This is a genomic window from Rhodosalinus sp. (assembly GCF_041685465.1).
In the GTDB taxonomy this organism is placed as follows: Bacteria; Pseudomonadota; Alphaproteobacteria; order Rhodobacterales; family Rhodobacteraceae; genus Rhodosalinus.
In genome coordinates this window covers 1-7,489 of record NZ_JAWLFS010000151.1, presented here as the reverse complement: position 1 = coordinate 7,489, position 7,489 = coordinate 1, and the positions used below count along the sequence as shown (strand labels likewise).

Sequence of the window (7,489 nt, the reverse complement as noted above, 5' to 3'; positions counted from 1 at the left end):
CTCCGCCTCGAAGGGCGCGCGCTCGGCGTCGATGGCCTCGGCGACCTCCGGGTCGGGGTCGATCACGTCCGAGAAGATCGGGATCAGCTTGTGGCGGAAACCCATCATCTGCCCGTCGCGCACGTCGAGATCCACGCGGCTGACGAACTTGCCGTTCGACCCGCTGGCGATCAGGATCGTGTCGCCCACCAGCACCGGCTCGGGCAGGGCGTCGTGGGTGTGGCCGGTCAGGATGACGTCGATGCCCGAGACCTCGCCCGCCATCTTCTTGTCCACGTCGAAACCGTTGTGGCTGAGGCAGACGACGAGCTCGGCGCCCTGCGCGCGCACCTCGTCCACCATGGCCTGCATGTTCCCGTCGCGGATGCCGAAGGTGTAGTCGGGGAACATCCAGCCCGGGTTGGCGATCGGCATGTAGGGGAAGGCCTGCCCGATCACCGCGATCTTGACGCCGCCGCGCTCGAAGAACTCGTAGGGCTTGAAGCGCTCGGCGGGCTCGTCCCACATCGCGTCGAAGACGTTCTGGCCCAGTGCGGCGAAGGGCAGCCCGTCGATGATCTCGCGGATGCGGTCCTGGCCCAGCGTGAACTCCCAGTGGAAGGTCATCGCGTCGGGGCGCAGCTTGTTCATCACGTTGACGACGTCCTGGCCCTCGGTCTGGTAGCAGGTGTAGCTGCCGTGCCAGGTGTCGCCGCCGTCGAGCAGCAGCGCGTCGGGCCGCTCGGCGCGGATGGCGTTCACCACGGTGGCCACGCGGTCCATGCCGCCCATCCTGCCGTAGGTCTGCGCGAGCGCGGAGAAATCGTTGTAGGTCAGCGCGTAATGCGAGGGGCTGCCATCCTCGATGCCGTAGAGTCGGCGGAAGTCCGCGCCGGTGATGTGCGGCACCTCGCCCTTGTTGGAGCCGACGCCGAGGTTGACCGAGGGCTCGCGGAAATAGATCGGCTTGAGCTGTGCGTGAATGTCGGTGATGTGGATCAGCGACACGTTGCCGAAGCTGTCGAATTCCAGAAGCTGGTCCTGCGTCAGCGCCTGCTGCGCCGCGAGCCGTGACCAGTTACCGAAGCCCGAGGCCCCGACCAGCGCGGAGGCGGCCATGCTCGCTTGCAGGAAATCGCGGCGGGAGATCATCGGTGCGGGGCTCCGTTCTTTGTCGTGCATCAGGATGAGGGGGGCATGCCCCTCCCGCGTGGGCGGGAGGGATATGCCGGATCAGGCTGTCACGGGTCTCAGTTGCGGACGGCCGGCCCTTCGACCGAGAGGCCGTTGCCGCGCGAGGCGACGTAGAGTTCGAGCGCCACGAAATCGTCGCTGCCGACCTCGTAGGGCACGCCGCGCGTGTCCCGGATGCAGCCGTTGAAGCGGTTGTGCATCGACACGAGGTTCGCCTGCTTGAGCCGGTAGGTCGGGAAGCCGTTGATCTGGCCCTGGCTCAGGTGGTCGGCGCGGATGTAGTTGTCGTAGTTGTCCTCGTGGCAGGTCGCGCAGGAAAGCTCGAGCTGACCGTAGCGGCTGTAGTAGATCTCCTTGCCCCGCTCCCAGGTCTCGCGGACAGGGCCGTCGATCTGCACGTCGACCGTTTCACCGCGGGAGACGGAGGAGATGAGCGCCGTCATGTTCTTCATCTCCTGGCTGTCCCAGCCCCAGGGTTCGGCCTCCATGCGCTCGGTGCGGCACTCGTTGACGTACATCTCGGCGGTGTAGACCTTGCCCGCCTCCTCGTTCCACTTGGGAAGCTGAGCGCGCAGCCCCTCGAGCGATTCCGGATCCTCGTGGCAGCTTGCGCAGGACTGATCGGCGGCGCCTTCCGTCGCGTACCAGGCGTCGCGCGCCTCGTCGACGTAGATCATCGCCGGGTTGTCGAAGTCGTCCATCTGAAGCACCTGCGTGTCTTCCGTGCGGAAGGTCCAGCCGGAGCGGATGGTGCGCATCCGATCGAGATGCTCGGGCGCCTCGGTTTCGGTCGTCAACTCGATCTGGCCGTTGATCACGAGCTTTGCGTCCGGGTCCGCGGCCACGGCGGCCGGCGTCATCAACGCGAGCGTCGCGGCGGCCGTCATTGTCTTGAATTTCATTCGTTCCTCCCTTGGGGCCGCCCCGCGCGGCGCGCGCGCGAGGCGGATCTGCCTTGGGGCGCGGGCGCGGCCCGGCGCTCAGCTCACCTCGACGGTCTTGGTGTCCTCGTAGACGGAGCCGTCGTCGTCGTACCAGGTGAACTGGAAGTCGCCCGACTCCGGGATCTTCACCTCGAACTCGAAGTAGGGGTTGGTGGAGATCGCCGGTTCCATCGTCACGTCGAGCACGCTCTCGCCGTTGAAGTCGCAGGTGAAGCGATTGATGATCTGGCGCGGGATGGTGTTGCCCTGGCTGTCCTTGCGCTGGCCCGACTCCATCGGGTGACTGATGAGCGTCTTGATCGACACCACCTCGCCGGCCGAAGCGGAGCGGGGCGTGCGGACGCGGGGTCTGACGTTTGCCATGGTCGTGTCCTCCTGTTTTCTCAGCCGCCGCAGCCGCCGATGGTGACTTTCACTTCCTTGGAGGTGCGCGCGAAGCTGCCGTCGGCCATCTTCGCCACGGCGATGACATCCTGCGTCCCGGCAAGGCGGATGCGGGTGCTCGCGCTCGACGAGCCGGCCAGCGGGCCGAAGTTGAAGGTGGCCACGGGCGGCGTCGGGTTGCCGGCCGCGAGCACCATGATCGACGCGGCCCCTTCGGCCGAAACGCTGATCGGCACGGTGTTGCCGTTCTCCGCGATCTCCGGCGCGTCGAGCGTCACGCCGCCGTCGGCCACATCCGCGCCGCCGGTGAACTCGTTGACGAGCTCGTCGACGCTCGCCGCCGAGGCGCCGACCGGCAGCAGCGTCAGCGCCGCCGCGCCGGCGCCGAGCGCCAGTGTCTCACGTCTGGTGAAATCCATCTCGATCCTCTCCTTCATGCGTTTCCGGGCCGCGCGGTATCAGTCTTCCCAGTGCAGGGTGGACAGGAACGCGACCACGTCCTCAACGTCCTGCGCCGAAAGCAGGGGCGGCAGCGGCTCCTGGGCGGGCTTCTTGGTGAAGGCCTCGCCGGGGCGCTCGTAGCCGGCGGTCTTGAAGTAGGCCGGCATGATGGTGCCCGGGAAGGTCTGCTTGGAGTCGACCAGCAGGCCACGAAGCTGCGCCTCGTCCCAGCGGTCGGCGACGCCGTCGAGCGGCGGACCGACCTCGCCGTGGAAGGGCGCGTAGTCGAGCGCGCTGACCACGTGGCAGGAGATGCAGTTGCCCTCCGCGCGGGTCACCATGATCTCGGCGCCGCGCTCGGGGTCGCCGGGGGTCGAGGTCAGGGGCTCGGCGACGCCGCCGTATTCGCCGAAACTGATCTCCTGTGCGTAAGCTGCCTCGTCGGCCTGCGCCGCGCCGGTCAGCGCGATGACGCAGCTCGCGAGGACGGTCGCTGTGTTTTTCATGAATCCTCCCTTGGCTTGCCGGTCCGTCGCCGACCGCTCGCTTGGTATACCGTAGGCGACGAAGTGTCGCAACGCAACAACGAATTCACGGATATGAATAACATGCTGCGTTGCGGCATGGGATCAGTCGGCGCCCTCCGCGCGCTCGCGGATGCGGCGGGCGTGATAGCGCTGGAAATCCTCGTCGGTGTCCAGCGCGTAGCGCTCTTCCCTGACCCAGGTCAGCAGGTCGAGCGTCGTCTGCCAGCCGAAGGCGCCCGGCATCGTGGCGACCGCTGCCTCCGGCGCGCTGGTGTCCCCGGGCACCTCTTCGGGGAAGAACATGAGGGTCGGCGTGAACATCACGCCCCACTTCCGCGCCATCGCCTTCTCGGGCCGAACGTCGCCGTCGAAGTCGGTGACCTCCAGGTCGCCGTGAAGGTTGAGCTGCACGACGAAGAAATTCTCCTCGAGGTAGCCGGCGATCTCCGGTCGCGGAAAGACCTCCTCGTGCATCTTCTTGCAGTAGATGCAGCCGCGCTGCTCGAAGATGATGGCGAAGCGCTTGCCCTGTGCGCGCGCCTCCTCCAGATCGCCGCGCAGGTCCATGAAGGTCTGCGCCATCCAAGGCGCCTTGTGCAGCCCGTCGTCCCCGATCCGGGGCTCCGCGCCCGCGGGCAGGGCCAGCGCCGCCGCCGCGGCGAGCCCGAGGATCGCGCGTCTCGTCCATTCGGTCATGTTTCTCTCCTCCCTGTGACGGTCTCAGCCGATCGTGGTGAAGCCCGGCGCCACGTCGATCATCCAGTTGGCGATCAGGCTGACCATGTCCGTCGCGATGAGGATCGCGAACAGGATCAGCATCCCGCCGAGCGCCTTTTCGACGTGCTGCATGAGCCCGCGGTGGCGCTGCACCCAGCCGAGGAAGGGCCGCGCGAAGAAGGCCGCCACGACGAAGGGCGCCGTCATCGCCAGCCCGTAGACCATCAGCAGCAGCCCGCCGCGCGCGACGTCGCCCATTCCGCTCGCGATCATCAGGATCGAGGCCAGCGCGGGACCCACGCAGGGTGTCCAGCCGAAGCCGAAGGCGAGCCCCATCAGATAGGCGCCGAAGAGCGTCGAGGGTTCCGCCGTGCTCTCGATCTTCGCCTCGCGGTAGAGAAAGCCGATCCGCAGCACCCCGAGGAAATGCAGCCCGAAGACCGCCAGCACTGCCGCGGCGACGTATCTGAGCGGCCCGCGCCACTGCGCGAAAGCCTCCCCCAGCGCCGTCGCGCCCATCCCGAGGAGAACGAAGATCGTCGTCACGCCGAGCGCGAAGGCGACCGCCGAGATCACGAGCCGGCGCTGGGCGCCCGGCGCGATCGCCCCGTCGCCGCGCAGCTCCTGCATCGAGATGCCGGCCATGTAACTCAGGTAGAAGGGCACCATCGGCAGGATGCAGGGCGTGAAGAACGACAGGAGCCCTGCCAGCGCCGCGCCCGCGAAGGAAATCTCCAGCATGGCCGCTCCTTGTGCCATTCACGTATTCATATTACGTTGAGTGAAACCGATCGCCCGATCAAGAGGCAGATGCCCATGCGCCGCGCGCTTCTCGCCGCCGCCCTGCTCGCGCCGCTGCCCGCCCAGGCGGCGGACCTCGTCATGGTGGAACAGCCCGGCTGCACCTACTGCGAGGCCTGGATGCGCGAGGTCGCGCCGGAATATCCGAAGACCGACGAGGGGCGCGCTGCCCCCCTGACGACCGTCCGGCTTCGCGACGCGCCGCCCGAGGGCATGACCTTCGACCGCCCCGTGGTCTTCACGCCGACCTTCGTCCTCGTCGAGGACGGCGAGGAACTCGCCCGCCTCGAGGGGTATCCGGGCGAGGATTTCTTCTGGGGCCTGCTCGGGCAGATGCTCGCGGAGCACACCGACTACGATCCCGAAAGCACAGAGGGAGGAGGGACATGAAAGGACTTTTCGCCGCCGCCGCCGCGCTGAGCGCGGCCGTCGCCGCGCCCGCGCTCGCGCAGGACGCCTTCGTGGAGTTCCGGGCGCTCACACCGGAACTGGCGCAACGCGCCGCCACCGCCGCGATGGAGCACTGCCGCGACGAGGGGTATCAGGTCGGCGTCACCGTCACCGACCGCTTCGGCGTGCCGCAGGCCTTCGTGCGCGACCGCTTCGCCGGCGCCCATGTCCACGAGACCTCGCTGCGCAAGGCCTGGACGACGGTGAGTTTCCGCACGCCCACCTCGGAACTCGCCGAGTCGACCGAGGCCGGCACCGAGGCCTCCGGCATCCGCCACCTGTCGCAGGCGCTGCCGCTCGGCGGCGGGCTGATGATCCGCGCGGGCGACGGCGACGTGGTCGCCGGCATCGGCGTCTCCGGCGCGCCGAGCCCGTCGCTCGACGACGTCTGCGCCGAGGCGGGGATCGCCGCGATCGAGATGGACATCGCATTCTGATCACTGCCCCCCATGCGCCGGGACGCGAGGAAAAGGCTGCTGAAATGGCGTTGCCCGTCATCGATCCAGACATGTCCGAGGCCGAGCTCGACCGGATCGTCGACAAGGCCGAGACCGCCTCGGCCTTTCTCAAGGCGATCAGCCACGAGGGCCGGCTGATGATCCTGTGCCACCTGGTCACCGGCGAAAAGTCGGTGACCGAGCTCGAGGAGCTGCTCTCGGCGCGTCAGGCCGCGGTCTCGCAGCAGCTTTCGCGCCTGCGCCTCGAGGGCCTCGTCGTGCCGCGCCGGGACGGCAAGGCGATCTACTACCGCCTCGCCGACGACCGCCCGAAAAAGATGCTCGAGACGGTCTACGACCTCTTCTGCCGCGACGACGCGGACTGAGGCGGCGACGGGCGTGCCTCCGCCCCGGCGCCGCGCCCGCTGCGGCCGGCTCGGGGGCGAGGGGCGCTGCCCCTCGCGCTCCCCGGAGTATTTCCGCCAAGATGATGGGCACGCCCGCGTCTTCTTCTTGGGTCAAATATCCTCGGGGGGTGAATTGGCCGAAGGCCAAGAGGGGGCAGACAGCCCCCTCGGCGAGCGCCCGCCGTCCGGGCATGCCGTTGTATTCCGTCCAGCGCTGCGACATAGTGCCCGACAGGGGAGCGGGGCCCGGGGAGGGCTGACATGCTGGAACTGTTTCCGGAAACATGGATCGTCGCGGCGGTCGGTGTCGCGGGAGGCGTGCTTCTGGGCCTCGCGGCGCGGCTCGGGCGGTTCTGCACGCTCGGCGCGATCGAGGACGTGCTCTACGGCGGCAGCGACACGCGGCTGCGGATGTGGTGTCTCGCCATCGGCGTCGCGGTGACAGGGAGTTTCGCGCTCGCGGCGCTCGGGCTCTTCGACCCGGGCCTCAGCTTCTACCACTCGATCCGGTGGATGCCGCTCGCCTCGATCCTCGGCGGGCTCGCCTTCGGCTACGGCATGGCGCTCGCCGGGAACTGCGGCTACGGCGCGATCGCGCGGCTCGGCGGCGGCGATCTCAGGAGCTTCGTGATCGTGCTGGTGATGGGCGTCTCGGCCTATGCGGTGCTCGCCGGCCCGCTTGCGCCCGTCCGCAACTGGCTTTTCCCGCAGGAGGCGGTGACCGGCACGCCGCCGGCGCTGGCGGACTACGCTGCCGCCTGGACCGGGCTGCCGCCGGCGCTCTTCGGGCTCGCGGCGGGCGCGGGCCTCATCGCGCTGGCGCTTGCCTCGGCAGATCTGCGCGCCAGCCCGAAGTCGATGTTCTGGGGCGCGATGGTGGGCGTGGCCGTGGTGCTGGGCTGGGCCGGCACCTGGTGGGTCGCCACCACCGGGTTCGAGGCGCTGCCGGTGGTCTCGCACTCCTTCTCGGCGCCGGTGGGCGAATCGATCCTCTTCGCCATGACCGGCAGCGCGCGGCCCGTCAGCTTCGCCGTCGGCTCGGTGGCGGGCGTCTGGCTGGGCGCCTTCATCGGCTCGCTCCTGAAGGGGCACTTCCGCTGGGAAGCCTGCGAGGACCCGCGGGAGCTGCGCCGCCAGATCTTCGGTGCGATCCTGATGGGCGGCGGCGCCGTGGTCGCCATGGGCTGCAGCATCGGGCAGGGGCTCAC

11 protein-coding genes are annotated in these 7,489 nt (G+C 68.7%); 4 read left to right on the top strand and 7 right to left on the bottom strand.

Annotated elements, in window-relative coordinates; all coding sequences use genetic code 11:
* From ACESL7_RS10675 to ACESL7_RS10645, 7 genes are all read right to left on the bottom strand, one after another.
* Positions 1-1,131 (bottom strand): metallophosphoesterase (locus ACESL7_RS10675; RefSeq protein ID WP_372893309.1); only part of this gene is annotated, 1,131 nt, incomplete at its 3' end.
* 98 nt (positions 1,132-1,229) lie between these two features.
* Complete coding sequence (soxA, locus tag ACESL7_RS10670) at positions 1,230-2,075, bottom strand: sulfur oxidation c-type cytochrome SoxA (RefSeq protein ID WP_372893308.1); 846 nt, start codon at positions 2,073-2,075, stop codon at positions 1,230-1,232.
* A gap of 78 nt (positions 2,076-2,153) precedes the next feature.
* Positions 2,154-2,480 (bottom strand): thiosulfate oxidation carrier complex protein SoxZ, encoded by a 327-nt coding sequence (gene soxZ / locus ACESL7_RS10665; protein WP_372893307.1) that lies wholly within the window; start codon positions 2,478-2,480, stop codon positions 2,154-2,156.
* A gap of 20 nt (positions 2,481-2,500) precedes the next feature.
* Positions 2,501-2,920, bottom strand: a complete 420-nt coding sequence (gene soxY / locus ACESL7_RS10660; protein ID WP_372893306.1) for a thiosulfate oxidation carrier protein SoxY — start codon at positions 2,918-2,920, stop codon at positions 2,501-2,503.
* Positions 2,921-2,959: 39 nt separating this feature from the next.
* On the bottom strand, positions 2,960-3,448 hold the full coding sequence (gene soxX / locus ACESL7_RS10655) for a sulfur oxidation c-type cytochrome SoxX (RefSeq protein WP_372893305.1): 489 nt from the start codon (positions 3,446-3,448) through the stop codon (positions 2,960-2,962).
* 123 nt (positions 3,449-3,571) lie between these two features.
* Positions 3,572-4,165: a thioredoxin family protein gene (locus ACESL7_RS10650; RefSeq protein ID WP_372893304.1), complete on the bottom strand. Its 594-nt coding sequence runs from the start codon at positions 4,163-4,165 to the stop codon at positions 3,572-3,574.
* Positions 4,166-4,189: 24 nt separating this feature from the next.
* Positions 4,190-4,927 (bottom strand): cytochrome c biogenesis CcdA family protein, encoded by a 738-nt coding sequence (locus ACESL7_RS10645; RefSeq protein WP_372893303.1) that lies wholly within the window; start codon positions 4,925-4,927, stop codon positions 4,190-4,192.
* A gap of 69 nt (positions 4,928-4,996) precedes the next feature.
* On the opposite strand from ACESL7_RS10645, the gene ACESL7_RS10640 reads away from it, so the two are divergent.
* From ACESL7_RS10640 to ACESL7_RS10625, 4 genes are all read left to right on the top strand, one after another.
* The gene (locus tag ACESL7_RS10640; RefSeq protein ID WP_372893302.1) at positions 4,997-5,377 is read left to right on the top strand and encodes a thioredoxin fold domain-containing protein; all 381 of its coding nucleotides are present in this window, start codon (positions 4,997-4,999) and stop codon (positions 5,375-5,377) included.
* Complete coding sequence (locus ACESL7_RS10635) at positions 5,374-5,874, top strand: GlcG/HbpS family heme-binding protein (RefSeq protein ID WP_372893301.1); 501 nt, start codon at positions 5,374-5,376, stop codon at positions 5,872-5,874. Before ACESL7_RS10640 ends, ACESL7_RS10635 begins: the two co-directional genes overlap by 4 nt.
* 44 nt (positions 5,875-5,918) lie before the next feature.
* Positions 5,919-6,260, top strand: coding sequence for an ArsR/SmtB family transcription factor (locus ACESL7_RS10630; protein WP_372893300.1), 342 nt, complete (start codon positions 5,919-5,921; stop codon positions 6,258-6,260).
* 282 nt (positions 6,261-6,542) lie between these two features.
* Positions 6,543-7,489, top strand: a 947-nt coding sequence (locus tag ACESL7_RS10625) for a YeeE/YedE family protein (protein WP_372893299.1), incomplete at its 3' end; no start/stop codon positions are given.

Excerpts from the sequence above, each read along its gene's own strand:
- soxY (WP_372893306.1), bottom strand. The coding sequence starts at position 2,920 with ATGGATTTCACCAGACGTGAGACACTGGCGCTCGGCGCCGGCGCGGCG.
- ACESL7_RS10630 (WP_372893300.1), top strand. The coding sequence starts at position 5,919 with ATGGCGTTGCCCGTCATCGATCCAGACATGTCCGAGGCCGAGCTCGAC.
- ACESL7_RS10635 (WP_372893301.1), top strand. The coding sequence starts at position 5,374 with ATGAAAGGACTTTTCGCCGCCGCCGCCGCGCTGAGCGCGGCCGTCGCC.
- ACESL7_RS10640 (WP_372893302.1), top strand. The coding sequence starts at position 4,997 with ATGCCCATGCGCCGCGCGCTTCTCGCCGCCGCCCTGCTCGCGCCGCTG.
- ACESL7_RS10650 (WP_372893304.1), bottom strand. The coding sequence starts at position 4,165 with ATGACCGAATGGACGAGACGCGCGATCCTCGGGCTCGCCGCGGCGGCG.
- soxZ (WP_372893307.1), bottom strand. The coding sequence starts at position 2,480 with ATGGCAAACGTCAGACCCCGCGTCCGCACGCCCCGCTCCGCTTCGGCC.
- soxX (WP_372893305.1), bottom strand. The coding sequence starts at position 3,448 with ATGAAAAACACAGCGACCGTCCTCGCGAGCTGCGTCATCGCGCTGACC.
- soxA (WP_372893308.1), bottom strand. The coding sequence starts at position 2,075 with ATGAAATTCAAGACAATGACGGCCGCCGCGACGCTCGCGTTGATGACG.
- ACESL7_RS10645 (WP_372893303.1), bottom strand. The coding sequence starts at position 4,927 with ATGCTGGAGATTTCCTTCGCGGGCGCGGCGCTGGCAGGGCTCCTGTCG.